General features: G+C 36.1%; 18 protein-coding genes. 3 read left to right on the top strand and 15 right to left on the bottom strand.

The genetic code is table 11. From position 1 onward, the window contains the following. Nucleotides 1–139: 139 nt before the first annotated feature. The 12 genes from ABN763_RS09070 to ABN763_RS09125 all read right to left on the bottom strand — a co-directional run bounded on the left by ABN763_RS09070 (nt 140) and on the right by ABN763_RS09125 (nt 9,993). Nucleotides 140–1,270, bottom strand: coding sequence for a serine hydrolase domain-containing protein (locus ABN763_RS09070; protein WP_410485141.1), 1,131 nt, complete (start codon nt 1,268–1,270; stop codon nt 140–142). Between the two features lie 258 nt (nt 1,271–1,528). Further along, entirely contained in the window at nt 1,529–1,879 is a 351-nt protein-coding gene (locus tag ABN763_RS09075; RefSeq protein ID WP_410485142.1) for a ribose-5-phosphate isomerase, read from the bottom strand. A gap of 181 nt (nt 1,880–2,060) precedes the next feature. Beyond that, nucleotides 2,061–3,002 (bottom strand): SMP-30/gluconolactonase/LRE family protein, encoded by a 942-nt coding sequence (locus ABN763_RS09080; RefSeq protein ID WP_410485143.1) that lies wholly within the window; start codon nt 3,000–3,002, stop codon nt 2,061–2,063. A gap of 145 nt (nt 3,003–3,147) precedes the next feature. After that, on the bottom strand, nt 3,148–3,471 hold the full coding sequence (locus ABN763_RS09085) for a hypothetical protein (RefSeq protein ID WP_410485144.1): 324 nt from the start codon (nt 3,469–3,471) through the stop codon (nt 3,148–3,150). 157 nt (nt 3,472–3,628) lie between these two features. Next, entirely contained in the window at nt 3,629–3,952 is a 324-nt protein-coding gene (locus ABN763_RS09090) for an ArsR/SmtB family transcription factor (protein WP_410485145.1), read from the bottom strand. After that, on the bottom strand, nt 3,949–4,365 hold the full coding sequence (locus tag ABN763_RS09095) for an SRPBCC family protein (RefSeq protein ID WP_410485146.1): 417 nt from the start codon (nt 4,363–4,365) through the stop codon (nt 3,949–3,951). Before ABN763_RS09095 ends, ABN763_RS09090 begins: the two co-directional genes overlap by 4 nt. Nucleotide 4,366: 1 nt before the next feature. Next, nucleotides 4,367–4,924, bottom strand: coding sequence for a DUF5655 domain-containing protein (locus tag ABN763_RS09100; protein WP_410485147.1), 558 nt, complete (start codon nt 4,922–4,924; stop codon nt 4,367–4,369). A 4-nt stretch (nt 4,925–4,928) separates the two neighbouring features. Then, a complete protein-coding gene (locus tag ABN763_RS09105; RefSeq protein WP_410485148.1) occupies nt 4,929–5,480 on the bottom strand; it encodes a hypothetical protein in 552 nt (183 codons plus the stop codon). A 225-nt stretch (nt 5,481–5,705) separates the two neighbouring features. Next, complete coding sequence (locus ABN763_RS09110; RefSeq protein ID WP_410485149.1) at nt 5,706–6,509, bottom strand: hypothetical protein; 804 nt, start codon at nt 6,507–6,509, stop codon at nt 5,706–5,708. Nucleotides 6,510–6,738: 229 nt separating this feature from the next. Beyond that, the gene (locus ABN763_RS09115; protein WP_410485150.1) at nt 6,739–7,239 is read right to left on the bottom strand and encodes a hypothetical protein; all 501 of its coding nucleotides are present in this window, start codon (nt 7,237–7,239) and stop codon (nt 6,739–6,741) included. 141 nt (nt 7,240–7,380) lie between these two features. Next, a complete protein-coding gene (locus tag ABN763_RS09120; RefSeq protein WP_410485151.1) occupies nt 7,381–7,941 on the bottom strand; it encodes an HD domain-containing protein in 561 nt (186 codons plus the stop codon). A 495-nt stretch (nt 7,942–8,436) separates the two neighbouring features. Next, nucleotides 8,437–9,993 carry an NAD(P)H-hydrate dehydratase gene (locus tag ABN763_RS09125; protein ID WP_410485152.1) on the bottom strand — a complete coding sequence of 519 codons (1,557 nt, stop codon included), beginning with the start codon at nt 9,991–9,993 and terminating at the stop codon, nt 8,437–8,439. 414 nt (nt 9,994–10,407) lie between these two features. On the opposite strand from ABN763_RS09125, the gene thrA reads away from it, so the two are divergent. Genes thrA through thrC form a run of 3 tightly spaced genes read left to right on the top strand, consistent with a single transcriptional unit; the run spans nt 10,408 to nt 15,086 of the window. After that, a complete protein-coding gene (gene thrA / locus ABN763_RS09130; protein WP_410485153.1) occupies nt 10,408–12,855 on the top strand; it encodes a bifunctional aspartate kinase/homoserine dehydrogenase I in 2,448 nt (815 codons plus the stop codon). A 2-nt stretch (nt 12,856–12,857) separates the two neighbouring features. Beyond that, on the top strand, nt 12,858–13,778 hold the full coding sequence (locus tag ABN763_RS09135) for a homoserine kinase (protein ID WP_410485154.1): 921 nt from the start codon (nt 12,858–12,860) through the stop codon (nt 13,776–13,778). A 9-nt stretch (nt 13,779–13,787) separates the two neighbouring features. Continuing rightward, the gene (gene thrC / locus ABN763_RS09140; RefSeq protein WP_410485155.1) at nt 13,788–15,086 is read left to right on the top strand and encodes a threonine synthase; all 1,299 of its coding nucleotides are present in this window, start codon (nt 13,788–13,790) and stop codon (nt 15,084–15,086) included. Here the strand turns inward: thrC and ABN763_RS09145 are convergent. The 3 genes from ABN763_RS09145 to ABN763_RS09155 form a co-directional block, all read right to left on the bottom strand. Next, nucleotides 15,069–16,037 carry a sugar phosphate isomerase/epimerase family protein gene (locus ABN763_RS09145; protein WP_410485156.1) on the bottom strand — a complete coding sequence of 323 codons (969 nt, stop codon included), beginning with the start codon at nt 16,035–16,037 and terminating at the stop codon, nt 15,069–15,071. The two genes, thrC and ABN763_RS09145, sit on opposite strands and share 18 nt — an antisense overlap. A 45-nt stretch (nt 16,038–16,082) precedes the next feature. Further along, nucleotides 16,083–16,340 (bottom strand): SemiSWEET family sugar transporter, encoded by a 258-nt coding sequence (locus tag ABN763_RS09150; RefSeq protein WP_410485157.1) that lies wholly within the window; start codon nt 16,338–16,340, stop codon nt 16,083–16,085. Between the two features lie 67 nt (nt 16,341–16,407). Beyond that, complete coding sequence (locus tag ABN763_RS09155; RefSeq protein ID WP_410485158.1) at nt 16,408–18,288, bottom strand: SulP family inorganic anion transporter; 1,881 nt, start codon at nt 18,286–18,288, stop codon at nt 16,408–16,410. Between the last annotated feature and the right edge of the window lie 51 nt (nt 18,289–18,339).

Here is an 18,339-nt window from a genome sequence, read left to right on the forward strand (position 1 = left end):
TTTTTTAAATTACTGCCAACGGTCTCGCGTATGAGTAGTATTGGGTTTTTACGCACTAACCTTTCAGTTTAGCACTGACCTTTATTTTATATTTATACTTTCGTTTTATCACTTAAACCGCTATTACTTATACACAATGTTATGAGTTGTTTTTGATTTCAGATAGTAGAGTACTTAAAGTGTTCCAAAGTTTTCCTTGTGTTTCAGGACCGCTTTGATTAGTGATTATTGAGATTCCTAAATCATACTTCGGAAGAATAATTAAGAAATTTTGTGTGCCAAAAGCACCTCCATGAATATTATAGTAAGTACCGTCTTCAGAATCATTAGAAATAGGCCACAAATAAGCCATTTCAATATTTTCGTCTGAATAAATAAGTTTGTGTGATTCTGCTACTACTTGATTGTTGTTTTCAAATTGGAATTTCATGTAATTTACCAAATCTGAAGTAGTGGATTTTAAACCTCCACCTGCTCCCCATAACGTATTAGCAAAATGTGGGACTGGATTATTTATTTCTCCATATCCATTCGCCAAGTGTTTAACTTCTGTTGGTGATAAATGTACTTTGGTGTTTTTCATATCTGCTTTTTCACAAATGTATTTTTGTAATAACTGTTCAAAGGAAGTTTGATAAACATTCTCTAATATGTGAGCCATTAATTCCACATCAGCATTTGAGTAAGCATAACTCGTTCCAGGGATAATATTTATTGATATAGATTCTAAATCATTAAGAAATTTTACTTTATTGTAATCTTTTTCAATATCATAAATTCTAAAAGGTAGATTCTCATCAATATTATTGAACAAGTCGTTTATTCTAGTTGGAAAAAACCGAGGTAAGCCAGCAGTATGTGTAATCAAGTGTTTAACCTTTATGGGATTACCTTTATATTCTAGATTTGAATAGTTCCCTTTTAAAAATTTTCTGATATCGTCTTCCAAGTCCAGTTTTTTGTCCAGAACTGCTTGAGCTACTAATGTTCCAGTGAAAGATTTACTTACAGAAGCAATTTCATAGATTGTTGAATCTGATGGCACATTTTTCTTGCCTTTGTCCAATTCTCCAAAATGTCTCGTATAAATTTTCCCGTCTTTATAAACACCAATTGAAATAGCATTTATTTTAGGATCAGAAAGCAAAGAATTTCCATTTTTTTCAATTGCTATTTGTATACGATTTATCGTTTTTGTGGAAGCTATTTTCGTTCCATTATTACAACTTAAAATTAAAATACTGGCACATAATAATATCGTTTTCATCATAGTTCTGATTGTTTGAATTACCCTTAACGGTCTAGGCTATGATTTCGTTGTGGTTGAGTGGTTTTGCGCTCTTAGCGTGCCGACACCGAACCGCAAACTTACTGAGGCACTTTTGGTGCCAGCAAAACCGCTTAGCACTAAATTTCTAGCCTAGTTGTTTTGTTTAAAAGTAGGAAATAATCCTGTTTTTGACCGACAGCCCGCAATGAATTATAGGCATTGTTTGCAACTGGCTTTTATAAATATTTATTTACATACTTAATTAAACCATACCGCATATCGTTGTCTTCTCAACGTTAGTGCAAGCCTTTCTTCCATTTTTATTGCTTCTGATCTTGTAGCCAATGGGTCAATGTGATTATAAAGACTAGGTCTTAAATACATACCATATTTTTGGACTATGTTTGAAGAGAGCTTATGACCTTTTTTATTTCTATATCCCGTTTTGTGTTGCAGAAACCTTTCTTTGGGAGTTTTACTCGTCATTCCAACATATAGGCATTGTAACACTCCATTAAATTGTGGGTTTGCAGCTCTAAACCTTGAATTTTCAGAAAATACCCGTTTGGATAATTCTATAACATATACTCTATATTGTGCTTTAGGCATTACTTATCAGAATTATTCTAATTCATTTTTCGGCTAGTTGCCAACGGTCTCGGCTATGGGTAGTTGGGGATTTTACACACCAACTTTTCTATTTAGCTTTGACCTTTGTTTTATGTATATAATTTCGTTTTATCACTTTCGCCCCAATTACTTATAGCCATTGTTAGCTTACGTTTTTTATTTATTTAATTTCATATACCAGTAATCTGGTGTTTGAAAATACATTGGTGTCTTTAAAATTGAAAGTTTCTTGATTTAAATGTTGAAGATTGGAGTTCCCAATAACAATTGCTCTACTGCCTGCGAAACAAAAAGTGAGTGGCACATCTAAATCTGGTGTACCACTATCTATAATGTCAACATTAACTATTGCGTCTTGAGATTCATTGAGAATTAATTTCCTAAAATTAAACGGGTTACCCGCCTTACTATTTTGAATGCCATAAAGATTACCCGTATAAAATTCTAACCCATCAATTCCCTGAGAAAGTCCTAAGGTATCTTGTTTGTTGAGAATACTTTTTGAAGCAATATCCATAATTCGGATTCCTTTTGGGATGGAGGCAATATATAATTTTGAATTATCATCTGAAATGGCAATTCCATTAGGAAATTCAATTTCAGAAGACTTGTAAAACAATTCTAGGGAATCACTTTGGCATTTTAATAGGTATATTGAGGCATCTTTTGAATCGGTAAGATATATATTCCCTTTTTTATCCATCACCATGTCATTCAAGAAATGTTCGCCTGTTACGTCATATCTTTTAATTAACTTTTTGGTATTAATATCAAAAGTATATAACGATGAGAGCGAGTCTTTTATCATGTAGTACCCTCCGATGGCATGTAGATGACCTCGTTCATCATCTACGAAAATTCCAACTCCTGGGCTATATCCAAACTCTCGTTCATCAATAAAGTCCTTTTGTTTACCTGATTTTCTGTCTACTTCTACTATTTTGGATTTAGCTACACTTGTTAAATAAAATGCATCTTTTTTTTTCGAGTATGCAATCCCTTCTGGTACTAGCTCTTTTTCTTCAAGAACATATTCACTTGGGAATTTTGTATTGCATCCACTTAGGATAATTACGAATAAGAGGATTATTGTATATCTCATTTTTTAATGCAATCTAAAGGTCTCGGCTATGATTTCGTTGTGGAATCATCAGCAGGATTACTCCGCTAACGAAATATACAAAGATTATAGAAAGTTGGGGTTAACTAAATTGGAACAATAAACTATACACATTGTTATGGTGCGTTTATTCATTCTCCTCTGATTCCTTTATAAATTGCTCCACTGCTTCGACTTTTTTTTCCACTCTTTCCATCTTTTTTTTGATTGCATAGTTCCAGCCATAAATAGAGAAAAGGCTAATTAAAGTAAGAGGTATGTAAATTACCAAAGTCCAACGTACCCAAGAGTGTTTCCAAAAAATAATATATAAAATCAAAGCGACTAAGGTTCGTAAAGACCATAACAAAAATTTCTTGCGCCTAAATTCAGGTGAAAGCAATTCTACTGACCTAATTTCCTCATATTCTTTTTCAAACTGGGATTTGAAAGAATTGTCTTGCTCATTCATAATTTCTAAAACTATTTATATCCTTTAATGCACTACAACGGTTTTTTGTATGAGCATTAGCGCATTAAAATCCGCTACTTTTCGGATTACAAAATACTTAAATAAACGTAAAAATGGTTTGAGTTGTCACCCAAACCGCTATTGCTTATATACGATGTTATCTGCTGTTTTTCTCTTTTTTTAAATAACTTTCAAGTCCGTCAAGTTTGTCTTTCCAGAAAGCCTCCAATTGATTAAGAAATTGAGTTATTTCATTTAGAGCTTCCAATTGGGCATGACAGTTTCGCTGTCTTGTATCAATGCTATCTGTTTCTATTCTTACAAGGTTACTTTCAACCAATATTTTAATATGTTTAGAAACGGCTGGTCTTGACATATCAAATCTCTCTGAAATGGTATTTACATTTTCAGGTTTTTTGGTAAGAGAAAGTAATATTTGTCGTCTTGTGGGGTCGGCAATTGCCTTAAAAACATCACTCATTTCGAAAGGTATTTTGGAAGTTGAATGGAAAGAATCTTCTTTTTCCATCCGTTAGATAGTATTCTCTTGACGATAACACTGTTAATAAATCCTTGGAATCCGCTATGTTCAAAGTCTAACCTTGTTTTTGAGCCTTGCGCTGTTAGTTTAAAAGTTACCTTAGTGTTTTTCAAAGAACCACCGCTCCAACTAAATGATAATAATTGGTTTTCTACCAACTCGAGCACTTCGCAATGAGTAATACCATCAAATCCGGGATAAGGCTTTGTTGTGAATCGAAATTTGTGACCTATTTCGGGTTTAAAGTCACAGGGCATTAGCCATTCGCTCATTGCCTCTGGATCAGTTAAAGCATACCAAACTTGATCAACAGGGAAGTCATATACCTTTGTTAGTTTTATTGATTTACTCATTTTAGTTGTTTTTGTATGCAGTATTTAAAGCTGTCAATACTTCTTCGTTGAAATCAGATTTATTCTTTATTTCGGTTTGTGAATTAATACGAACACTTCCTTTGGTAGAATTGTCTGAAAAGATTGAAGAACTGTAGTTCTCAGGAAGATTTAATCCTAAAATAATACTGTCGTTTGCACCTTTAGAAAGTAAAGCAAATTGATTTTTTCTGTAAAAGGGGACATATGTTTCACAGGGTTGTATCTTAGTGTCGTTACCCTGCTTAAGAATTTGAATTTTAACGAACTCATATAGTTCCTGAGATTTATCTGAATTAAAAATTTTATCAATAAAAGTAGATGGGTCGGCATATTTGTCTTTACCATTAAAGTTTTCAAATATTTTTTGTGCTTGAAAATGGCCAAGTCCATTATCAATTTTTAAAAATGAGATAACTTCCTTTTTTTCTGTTAGTTTTGATTGTTCAACTAGCGAAATCCATTGTTCGATAGATTTTCCTGTCTTTTCTTTCAGGTTGCGAATTATTGCTTCGCCCATTTGTTTTGGTCCGAGTGCCATAGTATTATGTATTTATATTAATGAATTTATTTCTTAGTAAATAGGAAACAGTTGTTCCTGCCAAAAACCAACCTACAAGAAGGTTTAGTCCTCTTATAACCACATATTCTGTTGAGAAGCCCCACCAATTCCATAGAGGTAGAAAAAATGTTAATCCTACTAAAAGCCCAATAATGAGGATAAATTTTACTCTTTTCCAATGATTTGTGAAGTTGACTAAGAAGAGTAGATAGGTAATAGTAAACCATATGATGAGTTGAGTTACTAATTCCACAGGCATAAATTTAGAAGGATTATAAAAGTCCGCTTCATTTTTTGCTATGAAATAGACAATGTCTTTAGCTTTTCCATCATTAGTTTTGGTTTCAATACCATTTGGCCAAATGTACATACCATTCTCAGGCATATTTTCATTTAAAGTCATATTTACCTTGTTTGTGTTCTCAACTGTTTTATATGGTATTTGCAGAATTGGATTAAACCATTCTGTTGCTCCCCAAAAGAACATAACTAAGGTTCCGATTATAGTTCCGAATAGTAAATTTTTAAATTTCATACTTAATATTTAAGTAACTTTTTGGTTACGCAAATATATGAAACTTTTTGGTTACATAAATATTTTTTAAAAAAAGCTGTTTCAGAAATTGCAGATGACGGGCTTATATATGAAACGTTGCCGTCGGTTTTGTTCTAAATTTAATTAAAAAATGGGATTTTCGAGCTTGCCAAAAGTTCCATTTTTATTGATTCGGCAGGCAATGTTTTATATACGTTGTTGGCATTAGTTATTCTTAATATCAGAATCAATATTCACCCATTTCACTTTCCATTTTTTTTCCAAGTGGTCTCCAGTTGTAAAGAATAGAAATTTATTATCAGGTGTAACATATGGGTTACCTTGTCCTTTATTATTTATTTTGTTATTGAGTTTTTTTGTGTTGGTCCACTTACCATTTTCATTATTATTACTAATCATTAAGTCTAGTTCATTTCCAATCGAAGCGAAAATCAAGTAATCCTCTTTTGGTGAAATATATGGTGTACATTTTTCTAGTCTATCATTTATTTTAATTCTTTCTGCATCTTTAAATTCTCCGTTGATATTTTTTGATCGATAAATATCCATCTCACTGTAATCCAAATTGCTTGAGTGAAAATATAAAGTTCCAGAATTAGTAATTGTTGGATGAGAAACTAGTTTATTTCTCAAATTGGGGATATCGACAAAAACAGGTTCAGTCCAATTTCCGTTAATCTTATCCGATTTCCAAATATGCCAAGTTTTTGGAATACTATCGATTTCAACTGGTCTTGTTGAACTAAAATAAATAGTATTTCCACTAGGCGAAAAACTCATTCCATGCTCATTATGTTCAGTGGTAAAGAAGGCTTTTTTGGGTTCTGTCCAAACTCCATTATCTTTCTCTATTTTAAATACATCAAAGTTGTCAAAATTCTTATCTGATAAAGTATAGTAGTATTCTTCTAAGTCTGGACTAAATATTCCCTTGTGAATAATTTTGTTTTGAGGAATTAGATCCTGCTTAAATTCAATCGGGATATCATTAGGTATTATTTCGGTCAAAAACTGAGTTTTAGTATTTTCTGTTTCACTTTTGCAACTCAAAAAGCCAATTGTAAGTATTAAGATAATTCTGAGTTTATTCATTCCTCTAATTATTGCCAACTGTTTCGGCTATGCGTAGTTGCGTGGTTTAGCACTAAACTTTGCAAGCACACCAAACTGAAAATCCGTGAGGATTTTCAGAACTAAACGAGAACGAGCAATTACTCATAGCCTTTGTTGTAAACAGTTATTTTAATAATTCAGCTTTTAGTTTTTCGTATTCATTCCAACTGCTTTTCACAGAGTGATACTTTAATATCATTGTTGAGTCATTCATTACAGCACTATAATACGTTCCAGCGTGAAATGGCAGTTCCATTTTTAATCCGATTTCTAGTAAAGAATTTAGATAATTCACGATGGCTTTTTCGTGCGTTTCATTCAGACGTAAAGTTTTCCGTTCCGCTATTTTTCTGTTTTCCGAATATGGGTCTTTACAGTCAACAATGTCCTCTACGTATTCCGCAAAGAGTATTTTATTTTCACGATAAATGTCAAATTTTTCATCGTGTCCACCCCATTCTCCGCATTCATCAAAACTAGCAGATAGTTCCAATCGATTTAATCCCATTACGTTTCCTAAAATCCGTTGTTGTAATTCATCCGAATTTGATTTAGGTTTTCTTTCGGAAGTCTTGCAACTACCTATAAAAACGGAAATCAGAAATATCGTCAGGATTTTTTTCATAATTGTTTACAACGGTCTCGGCTATGAGCAGTTGCGTGTGTTGGCACGGAATTTTGCAAGTAAACTATAAGCTGAAAATTCCTGCGGAATTTTCAGGATAAGCCTGTAAAAGCAATTGTTTATAGCCATTGTTACCTGCTGTTATACTTTTTCTAATTCAACCAATTTTTCCATTAAAGTTTCAAATAGTTCTTGAGTAATGGTAAATTTAGAAACGTGTGGTTCATATTTTGACCGAATTAAACTTTCTGTAAATCCGTCTTTATTTGATGCATTTTCATCATTCAAATTGCGAATACATGAGTCGATACAGTCAATTGCTTTTGCAAATTCCGATTCCCGCGTTTTTCGATGTTCATATTCATTCATTATTTTTTGAAATCTACTGGAATTTGGTAGAAATGAAGAAATCTTTTTCATTGCTTTTTCTTCTTTTTCCACCTTTAATTTCATTTCCTCCGGGTTGTTAAATTTAGCATCTCCAGCATAAACCTCTACCACATCATGATAGAGCAGGTATTCAAAAACTTTGAGTCTATCGAGCGGTTCATTCACATAGTCAATTACCAAGTCAGCTATTAATAGACAGCTCCAAGAATGTTCTGCGCTACTTTCCTTTCTAGCTCCTACATTTAGTCCTCGTTCAACTGTTTTCAGTTTTTCTAATTCCGTTAGACTTGTTATTAATTGTTCGATTTCCATAATTGCAGGCAACAGCAGCGCTAAACGTAGTGCTGTTTTGCGAACGAAAAGATAATGAATTTATGTAATTATAATTTGAGAATGTAGACTTCCTTATACTCTCAAATTATAGTTTGCCGATCAGATGGCGCAGCCATCGTGGATCGATGAATTCATTATCTTGAGAGTTTAAGAAACAGTACCAAATTACGTTTAGGGACAAGTTCGTGCACGTTTTGGCTCGATGCCCGGTTAAAGCCGTTGTTTTTCTGGTATAGTAGCAGTAGTAATTTGGTTTAGCGCTGCTGTTCAAGCACATTTCTTCATGGGGCGGGAGCTTTGTGTTGCTTGCAACTCTAAGCGTAGCAACATGGATCGGCTTTAGCCGTTCCGAGCGAAGCGAACACACGACGGCTGCGAAGCAGACTAGCTAATGTGCTTGAACTTGTTATATCAAAACCAAATATACTGATATCCGGTTACCAGTTTCCGGATATCCGTATAAAACAATGCGCTTTATCCGGTTTGTTCTTCTCCTCCGTTTGGCTGCTGTTCCTGCTCCGGTTGTTTAAACAAATTAACATAGGCAGCACCAATATGGCCAATTATATCACCAGCAATAACCGCTTGGTAGCCCCGACCTTCTAGCGCTAAATCTCCCGCTGCTCCGTGTAAATACACCCCAAAAACCGCAGCCTGTAATGGGTCGTAGCCCTGAGAGACCAAGCCCGTAATCATTCCTGTCAACACATCACCACTACCCGCTGTTGCCATACCAGGATTTCCTGTAACATTTATATACATGCTACTGGGGCTTACCGTAATGGTATTCGCTCCCTTTATAGTGATAATCAACTGATACTTTTTAGCAAAAGCCTGAGTCTTTTCCAATTTATCAAAATCGTCTTTCCATTTGCCAACAAGCCGTTCCAGCTCTCCGGGATGGGGGGTTAACACTGAATTCGCAGGCAGTAAATCCAACAAGGTCTTATCAGCCCCCATGATATTTAAGGCATCCGCATCGACAACCAATGGCTTTCTATTTTCCTTTAAAAAACCCGCTAAGGCAATTTTTGTTTTTTTACCGGTACCTATTCCCATACCTATCCCAATTACTATGGGGTCGATCTTGTATTTTATCTGGGTAATTTCTTCTTCCTCTTTATCGGTAATTACCATAGCTTCCGGTAACGCCGTTTGTAGACTATCATACCCACATTTAGGAACATACGCGGTAACCAATCCGGCACCGGTGGTCAACGCAGCTCTTGAAGCCAGTTGTACTGCTCCTATTTTACCATAACTACCTCCTACGATTAAACTATGGCCGTAATCGCCTTTATGAGCGTATTTTTTTCTGGGTTGATAAATGGGTAGTACTTCATGTTTGCCAATAAGTTCATGAGCTGTTTTGGTTTCTACCAAATACTGCCTGTCCAGACCAATATCTAATACTTCCCATTGTTCGGTATAATGTCCGGTTTGCGGCAGAAAAAATACTAGTTTGGGTGTTTGAAAAGAAAGGGTATACCCCGCCTTTATGACTGCATCAGGGTTTTCAGGCATTTTATCAGGAAACAAGCCCGAAGGAATATCAATCGAAACAATATAAGCTCCGGTATTATTTAAGCCCTGCATTAAATGAATCACCCAATCGGCAGGACAACGATTAATCCCGATCCCAAAAATAGCATCAACAATAATATCATCTTTACCAATTTCAGGAAGTGCATCACCCTCTTTTAATAAGGTAGGCCACGACTTCGTATCGGTTTTCATTCGGTCATAGTTTGCCAAAAAATTCTTTGACCTTTTGTCACTACAATTCACCACATAGGTATCTACATTATACCCGTGAATTACCAATTGCCGCGCTAAAACTAATCCGTCACCGCCATTATTACCAATACCACAAAAAATATGAATCTTGACCTGAGCACCCTGCATACGATGATGCAGCCAATTAAAAATCTGTGTTGCTGCACGTTCCATTAATTCTAAAGAGGAAATGCCTTGGCGCTCCGTTGTAATTTTGTCAGCTTCGTAAATTTGGGGTGCTGAAAATATCTTCATTTATTAATTTTTAGGATTTTTATAGGCTTTATTATCAATATGATATAAATATTGAATATCTGCCGAAAAGTATTCATTTGTAAAAATAAAAATTATAAGTTTGTCACAGATTGTACCTCAACATTAAGCCATGAGGTATACAATTGAAAAATAAGGTAGGTTCGCTAAAAGCCTACAAGCATTAAATCTCAATGATCGAGTAAATAGTAATCGTGAATACAATGACTTCACATATCGGATCAACGATCTTCCCAATGGGAGGCACGATTATTATGGCTATCATCACTATGACCCCCTAGGGGTTTATTCTATTACATATCACCACAGGCATATATCTATTTTTTTGATACCACAACAATTTTTTACTGCCAATTAGTAAGTCTATTGGCATTTTATTTCTGACTTATTACAATCATGAACGTTTTAAAATTTGGAGGCACATCAGTTGCCAATCCAGAAAACATAAGAAAAACTTTAGCTGTTGTACGAACAAATTCTAAAGACAGCAACATACTCGTAGTAGTGTCTGCTTTTGGAGGTGTAACCGATCTTTTATTAAAAGCAGCAGATCTTGCTTCAAAAAGAGACGAAGCCTATCATACTATTTTTCAAGAAATTGAACTGCGGCATATCGACGCAGTGAAAGCATTAATTCCGGTCACCAAACAAAGTGCTGTTTTAAGTGGAGTAAAAACAAGACTAAACGGACTTGAAACCTTATTTGAAGGGGCATTTTTATTAAGTGAACTTTCGCCTAAAACAGCTGACTTAATAGCTGGCCACGGAGAGTTATTGAGCTCATATATTATTTCAGAAACGGCAAAATACAGCGATTTAGATGCCGAGTATAAGGACAGTAGAACACTTATTATCACCAGTGATGCGTATGGCAAAGCTTCTGTTGATTTTAATGAAACCGAAAAGCGCATTACTGAATTTCTGAAAACGAATAGGGCTCAAGTTAATATCCTACCCGGTTTTGTTGCTTCAACCATTGATGGGAACACAACAACCCTAGGTCGCGGAGGATCTGATTATACTGCCGCAATATTGGCATCCCTGGTGAATGCTAACGAATTACAAATCTGGACCGATGTTAGTGGGATGTATACTGCAAATCCAAGAATTGTAAAACAAGCATTCCCAATTAAACGTATCTCGTATCGCGAAGCAATGGAGTTATCTCATTTTGGGGCTAAAGTGATCTATCCGCCAACGATACAACCCGTCTTAGAAAAAGAAATACCAATTTGGATCAAAAACACCTTTTCTCCCGATGATGAAGGTACGTTAATTACTAATCAGCCTAATGGGAAAAATCGACCAGTAAAAGGTATTTCGCATATTGAAAATATTGCATTAATCACTTTAGAAGGTAGTGGCATGATTGGTATACCCGGTGTTTCAAAGCGGTTTTTGGAAGTCTTCCATCAAAAAAATACCAATGTCATCATGATCACCCAAGCATCATCAGAGCAATCAATTTGCGTGGGAGTGAATCAAGCTGATGCAGATACCATTGAAACTGCCATCAACGAAGCTTTTGAACTAGAAATCGTCAGGAAGCGAATCGAACCGGTTCAAGTTGAAAAAGACCTTGCCATATTGGCTTTGGTTGGCGATAGAATGAAAAGTCACCAAGGACTTTCAGGAAAAATGTTTAGTGCTCTCGGAAAAAACAATGTGAACATTCGTGCTATTGCGCAGGGCGCATCAGAGAAAAATATTTCTGCTGTTATTGCAAAGACCGATGTAAAGAAAGGATTGAACATTCTTCATGAAGAGTTTTTTGAAGACCGATTGAAACAACTTAATTTATTTATTACCGGAGTTGGAAACGTAGGTGGAAAATTGTTGCAACAAATTAAACAACAACAGTCATATTTAAATGAAAAACTACGCCTAAATATTCGGGTTATTGCCCTATCAAATTCTAGGACGATGGTTTTTGATGAAAAAGGGATAGCCCTTGAAAATTGGGAAGCATTGCTTGAAAAAGGAGAAAAAGCAAGTCCAGATGTATTTTTAGAACGAACTACCAACCTGAATATTAGAAATAGCATTTTTGTTGATAACACCGCCACTGATTTTATTTCAAGAAAGTATTCAGACTATTTAAGGAATAGTATTGGTGTCGTTACTTGTAATAAGATTGCCTGTGCTGATGAATATGAGAACTATGAAGAATTGCAGCGCCTATCGAGAAAATACGGTGGCTCATTTTTATATGAGACTAATGTAGGTGCCGGGCTTCCCATAATCGATACGCTGAATAATTTAGTCGCATCTGGAGATCAGGTAAATAAAATACAAGCTGTATTATCCGGAAGTTTAAACTTCGTTTTCAATAATTTTGATGACAACACTTCTTTTCATGATGTTGTCAAGCAAGCACAAGAAGAAGGGTACACAGAACCAGATCCTAAAATTGATCTAAGCGGAGTTGATGTAGCCAGAAAAATACTTATCCTCGCCCGTGAAAGCGGATACCGATTAGAATTATCTGACATTAACAACGAATCATTCTTACCAGAAGAATCACTGCATACAAAAGACAATGATTCCTTCTTCAAATCACTAATAACCCATGAAGCATCATTTAATCAACTACTGGCAAATGCAAAGACAAATAACTGTCGACTAAAGTATGTTGCGCAATTTGAGAATGGGAAGGCGAATGTTGGTTTACAACAAATTCCAGAAGACCACCCTTTTTATGATCTTCAAGGAAGTGATAATATTGTGCTGTTTTACACCAACCGATATAGTGAGCAACCCTTAATCATAAAAGGTGCTGGTGCTGGTGCTGATGTTACTGCTTCCGGTATCTTTGCTGATATCATTAGAATAGGAAAGAATTAATTATGACTGAAGTTCGAGTATTTTGTCCGGCAACAATAGCCAATGTTTCATGCGGTTTTGATGTCTTAGGCCTCTGTCTAGATGCAGTTGGAGATGAAATGATTATCAGAAAAGTAGATACCCCGGGAGTTACCATAACGAAAATAACAGGTCAACATCTTCCTTTAGAAACTGATAAAAATGTTGCCGGTGTAGCTGCACTCGCACTTTTAAATGCAGTACAAAGTAATGACGGCTTCGAGATCGAAATTCACAAAAAAATAAAAGCCGGAAGTGGTATTGGCAGCAGTGCTGCAAGTGCAGCAGGAGCGGTTTTTGGTATTAATGAATTACTTGACAACCCTTTTACAAAAAAGGAATTAATCGCATTTGCAGCCGAGGGTGAAAAGATTGCAAGTGGTGTTGTACATGCTGATAACGTCGCCCCTGCTCTTTTAGGAGGCTTTACGCTAGTAAGAAGTTGTCAACCGCTAGATGTAGTATCGATTCCTGTGCCTGACGAATTGGTAGCAGTAGTAATACATCCACAAATAGAAATAAGAACCCAAGATGCACGGGCGGTATTAAAAAGTACGATCCCATTAAAAAAAGCGATAACGCAGTGGGGTAATCTGGGTGCCTTGGTGGCCGCGTTATACTCCAACGATTATGAGCTTTTAAGTAGGTCATTACATGATGAGATTATTGAACCCCACAGGTCTGTGCTCATTCCAGGATTTGATGCCATTAAAAAAGCCTCGCTGCAGGAAGGGGCATTGGGTTGTGGAATATCTGGTTCAGGGCCTTCAGTTTTTGCATTAACAAGAGGAGAACAAACAGCTAAAAAAGTTGCCATGCGTATGGCTGCGATTTATCAAGAATTTGATGTTGCGCATGATATTCATATTTCACCTATCAATACTAAAGGAACCATCCTTATTTAACCAAACACAATGAACTTTTATAGTCTTCACCATAAAGCACCGAACACCAATTTCAAGAATGCCGTAATTAATGGTATTGCCCCTGATCGTGGTTTGTATTTTCCAGAATCGATCACACCCCTACCCGATTCTTTTTTTAATGAAATCGAGCACTTAGACAATACCGAAATCGCATTTAGAGCGATCAAACAATTTGTAGGTAATGACATTCCTGAAAATGATTTAAAGACCATAGTAGAAGACACCTTACAATTTCATTTTCCGTTAGTGAAAGTGGAAAAAAATGTCTATTCCTTAGAACTTTATCACGGCCCTACAATGGCATTTAAAGATGTTGGCGCCCGTTTCATGGCAAGATGCCTTCAGTATTTTAATAGAAATAGTGATGATAAAGTAACAGTGTTAGTCGCCACATCAGGTGATACTGGTGGGGCCGTAGCAAGTGGTTTCTTGGGAGTTAAAGGTGTTGACGTGGTTATTTTATATCCTAAAGGAAAAGTAAGTGATATTCAAGAACGGCAATTAACCACTTTAGGACAAAACATTACCGCCCTAGAAGTAGATGGTGTTTTTGACGATTGTCAGGATATGGTCAAGTCGGCTTTTTTAGATACTGGTATTACAGATAGTAGAAAGCTTACCTCAGCCAATTCTATTAATGTGGCGCGATGGATGCCACAGCTGTTCTATTATCTATTCGCATATAAAGCACTAAAAAGTAAAGGGAAAGAAATTGCGTTTTCAGTACCTAGCGGCAATTTTGGAAACATCTGTGCCGGAATCTTAGCCCATAAACTTGGCATGCCAGCAAAGCAATTTATTGCATCTACTAATGTGAATGATGTGATACCAAAGTTTATGGAAACAGGAAATTTTAATCCCGTTGCATCAAAGCAGACGATATCGAATGCCATGGATGTTGGTAACCCCAGTAACTTTGTTAGAATACAAGAATTATACGACAATGACCTATCAGCATTAAAAGAGATATTCTCATCGACGAGTTATACGGATGATGCGACTAGAAAAACTATGAAGGAAGTTTATAATAAATCAGGCTATGTTGCCGATCCACATGGTGCAGTAGGTTACCTTGGATTAAAAGACTATCTAAAAAACGAGCCAGAAACTGTTGGCGTGTTTTTGGAAACTGCCCATCCTGTAAAATTTCTTGATGTAGTACAAAACACCCTACATATTGATGTCGACATTCCTAGTCAAATACAAGCTGTATTGAACAAAAAGAAAACCAAAATTGCTATTAAAAGTTATGACGATTTAAGGTCCTATCTACTGCAAACTAGATAAATTCTTAAATGAGTTCTTAAGAGTGTCCATAGGAGTTGGTGTAAGGTCACGCTCCAGATAAAAATGATCAACTCCTGATTTGATCGCTTCTTCCAATATTAATTTTATATCAAAAATACCATCACCGGGATCTGCCATTTTAGGAAAACCTGCCATCCATTGATCGGGTGTACCCCCGTCTTTAGAAAAACGATAAGACGAAGCAGCATCTTTTAAATGCAACATTTTAAAACGACCGGGGTTGGCTTTTAAAAACTCAACAGGATCGGCTCCAGCTGCCGCCATCCAAAAAATATCTAGCTCAAACTGAACCGTTTCTTGATCAGTATGATCTATAAGATATTGAAGAGGCACTTGACCATTCATCTCTTTATGTTCATAACCATGGTTGTGGTATACAAATTTCATGTTGTATTTGGCCATTTGCTCACCAAAACCATTAAATTCGTCGACACGTTTTTTGTAGTCATCCAATGAGGCTCTTCCATCCATCAAAATGGGTAGTACCACATATTTTGTGTCAAGAGGAGCTAAGCCATCGAGCAAAGCCGTCATATGAGTACGAAGTGAATCGATATTCACATGAACAGAAGGAGCACTTAAACCAAAATCATCTAGCATGGTTTTAACCACTTTTGTTTCATATCCATAGAAAGCATGTTGCTGCACATTCAACATCTGTTTCATTTGATCGAAACCTTGCTTTGCTACATCGGAACTAAAAGGGTAAGGGCCAAAAAACTCAATTTCTTTATAGCCAATATCAGAAAGTAATTGCAGTGTTCCCTTTAGGTCTTTCTCAACCATTGAAGGGATTGTGAACAGCTGTACCCCAAAATTGATGTTTTTAATTGTCATTGATGTCAAATTTTCAATTGCCTGTAGGCTGGGTGTCATGGCTAATGCTCCTGTCGCCAAGGCTGTATGTTTGATTGCTTCTCTTCGATTCATGGCACTTATTTATAGTGTTAAAGATAAAAGATGAAAATGCTAAAGTCAATCTTTCTTTATTGTATTTCGAATCTTATAAACAAGAACTGTCCATGCAAATAAGGAGGTAATTAGGTTTGAAAATATTATCGGATTGTCTTTTATGATAATCCCATAGGTTGTCCACAATAAAATACCAAAGCAAAACATCGCATACATCCATAAAGAAATTCCTGAGGTATCTTTTGTTCTTATAGTTTTGATTGCCTGAGGCAAAAAACTAGCTGTTGTAAATACAGCAGCAACGGTCCCGATCCATTCCATACCAATCCATTAAAAGTTAAGCTGAATATCTAGTTGCTAAAAAGTTTATACTGAGGATACATTTTTACTAGTGTATATCTCTTACGTTTTTCTCAATGTAGGCAATACAAGCATCAAAATCTTCAAAAATACGATCCTGAGATATAAGATCCGGTACTATATCTATTTGCTGTAACATCATTAACGGTTGCTTTTGAGGATTAATCAGCAAAGTGTGTACATCTCTTCTTTCCAGGTCTAGTAATACGTCTTCTAGAGTGTATAACCCTGATTGGTCAATGTAGGGGACTTTATCCATACGAAGTATAACGTGAGAAGCCGTTTTTGGAATTTGTTTAGCCAAAGCTTGAAAGTCGCTGGTATAACCGAAAAACAATGGGCCATTGAGATGCTTTATATATACTTCTTCTGAAAAACGGTCCGGAAAAGTACGTTCGTCATTCCATAATGGTTCTTTCGCATTTGTTTCTTTTAAATTCGTCACCTTGGATACATCAGCAGTAAAATCACCCATTTTTTTCATAAATGCTAGTGATGCCAATACAAGACCAACTCCTACTGCAGCAACCAGATCCCAAACAACTGACAACACTAAAACGACCAACATGATCACTACTTCAGAGCTGAGTTTAAAAATTTTCAAATCGACATCCTTATGCATATCAGGAATTGCCTTTAGTCCCTTATAATCCATTACACCTATACCAACAGTAATCAAAATACCAGCTAGTACTGCAGCAGGAATTTTAGAAGCGATGGGGCCTAGCGCTAGTAAAATAGTTAGTAATAATACACCCGCTATCATACCTGACAATCTTGTTTTACCACCTGCTTTAATATTGACAACTGTTCGTATCGTAGCACCTGCGCCTGGGAGTCCGCCAAACAACGAACCAATGGTGTTACCTATACCTTGACCAATTAGTTCTTTATTTGGTTTATGCTTGGTTTTAGTCATATTATCGGCAACAACCGAGGTTAGCAAAGAGTCGATGGCACCAAGAAAAGCCAGCGATATTGCTGTAAAAAAGTAAGGCTTAATTGCTGCGAAACTAAAATTAGCAATAATATCATCACCTCTAAAAGTGGGAAAACCACTTGGGATTTCGTTAATTGGCCGGTAGTTTAATCCAGCAAAAATAGCTACCGCCGATACTACCAGTAAGGCAACTAATGTGCTTGGTACTTTGGTGGTTATTTTTTTGAATCCATATATAATGGCTATAGTGGCAAGACAAAGTGCTAATTCAAGCCAGTTTATATTGTTAAATGCACGGGGAAAATAACCAATAGCACCAACTACACTTTTCCCTTTTTTTGCTGCCAATGATTTGGCTTCGGCTTCGATGTCGTCATCAGTAACAGCAGCCGCAGCTGTTTGGGTTTTGGCAAAATTGTCTAATATTAAAATCCCTTCGGTTGATTGCTTATTTAGTATTTTATTAAGTAACTGATCTTCAGCTTGGGGCACAAATTGTTGTGCCAGTTCTTGATCCTCACCTGGGTAATATCCTAATGCAGGAAGTATTTGGGTAAACAGAATCATGACGCCAATAGCAGTCATGAAACCCGATACAACAGGGTACGGAATATATTTGATGTACTTACCAAAACCAACGATACCTAACACAACTTGTATCAAACCAGCCAATAAAAACACCATTAATATGGCAGGTAAAGCCTTGTTAACATCACCGTCAAAAGTACCAACTATGCCTGCTACTATGGTAATACTTAATGCCGTCATAGGAGCCGTTGGCCCGGATATTTGTGTGTTGGTTCCACCAAAGAGTGCAGCAAAAAAACTAATAAAAATAGCTCCATAAAGTCCAGCACTTGGACCTAAACCTGAGCTTACACCAAATGCTAATGCAAGCGGTAGTGCAACGATGCCTGCGGTTATACCCCCTAAAGCATCTACCTTAAAATGTTTAAAAAAGTTGTTCATCAAAAATAAGATTACCCCTACAAGATACTACTTTGTCTTTATTTTAACACA

The sequence above is a fragment of the Spongiivirga sp. MCCC 1A20706 genome (genome assembly GCF_046524175.1).
Classification (GTDB): domain Bacteria; phylum Bacteroidota; class Bacteroidia; order Flavobacteriales; family Flavobacteriaceae; genus Spongiivirga.

Excerpts from the sequence above, each read along its gene's own strand:
- ABN763_RS09075 (WP_410485142.1), bottom strand. The coding sequence starts at position 1,879 with ATGCCTAAAGCACAATATAGAGTATATGTTATAGAATTATCCAAACGG.
- ABN763_RS09090 (WP_410485145.1), bottom strand. The coding sequence starts at position 3,952 with ATGAGTGATGTTTTTAAGGCAATTGCCGACCCCACAAGACGACAAATA.
- thrC (WP_410485155.1), top strand. The coding sequence starts at position 13,788 with ATGAACTTTTATAGTCTTCACCATAAAGCACCGAACACCAATTTCAAG.
- ABN763_RS09155 (WP_410485158.1), bottom strand. The coding sequence starts at position 18,288 with ATGAACAACTTTTTTAAACATTTTAAGGTAGATGCTTTAGGGGGTATA.
- ABN763_RS09070 (WP_410485141.1), bottom strand. The coding sequence starts at position 1,270 with ATGATGAAAACGATATTATTATGTGCCAGTATTTTAATTTTAAGTTGT.
- ABN763_RS09095 (WP_410485146.1), bottom strand. The coding sequence starts at position 4,365 with ATGAGTAAATCAATAAAACTAACAAAGGTATATGACTTCCCTGTTGAT.
- ABN763_RS09145 (WP_410485156.1), bottom strand. The coding sequence starts at position 16,037 with ATGAATCGAAGAGAAGCAATCAAACATACAGCCTTGGCGACAGGAGCA.
- ABN763_RS09115 (WP_410485150.1), bottom strand. The coding sequence starts at position 7,239 with ATGAAAAAAATCCTGACGATATTTCTGATTTCCGTTTTTATAGGTAGT.
- ABN763_RS09120 (WP_410485151.1), bottom strand. The coding sequence starts at position 7,941 with ATGGAAATCGAACAATTAATAACAAGTCTAACGGAATTAGAAAAACTG.
- ABN763_RS09100 (WP_410485147.1), bottom strand. The coding sequence starts at position 4,924 with ATGGCACTCGGACCAAAACAAATGGGCGAAGCAATAATTCGCAACCTG.
- ABN763_RS09135 (WP_410485154.1), top strand. The coding sequence starts at position 12,858 with ATGACTGAAGTTCGAGTATTTTGTCCGGCAACAATAGCCAATGTTTCA.
- ABN763_RS09150 (WP_410485157.1), bottom strand. The coding sequence starts at position 16,340 with ATGGAATGGATCGGGACCGTTGCTGCTGTATTTACAACAGCTAGTTTT.
- ABN763_RS09125 (WP_410485152.1), bottom strand. The coding sequence starts at position 9,993 with ATGAAGATATTTTCAGCACCCCAAATTTACGAAGCTGACAAAATTACA.
- ABN763_RS09080 (WP_410485143.1), bottom strand. The coding sequence starts at position 3,002 with ATGAGATATACAATAATCCTCTTATTCGTAATTATCCTAAGTGGATGC.
- ABN763_RS09105 (WP_410485148.1), bottom strand. The coding sequence starts at position 5,480 with ATGAAATTTAAAAATTTACTATTCGGAACTATAATCGGAACCTTAGTT.
- thrA (WP_410485153.1), top strand. The coding sequence starts at position 10,408 with ATGAACGTTTTAAAATTTGGAGGCACATCAGTTGCCAATCCAGAAAAC.
- ABN763_RS09085 (WP_410485144.1), bottom strand. The coding sequence starts at position 3,471 with ATGAATGAGCAAGACAATTCTTTCAAATCCCAGTTTGAAAAAGAATAT.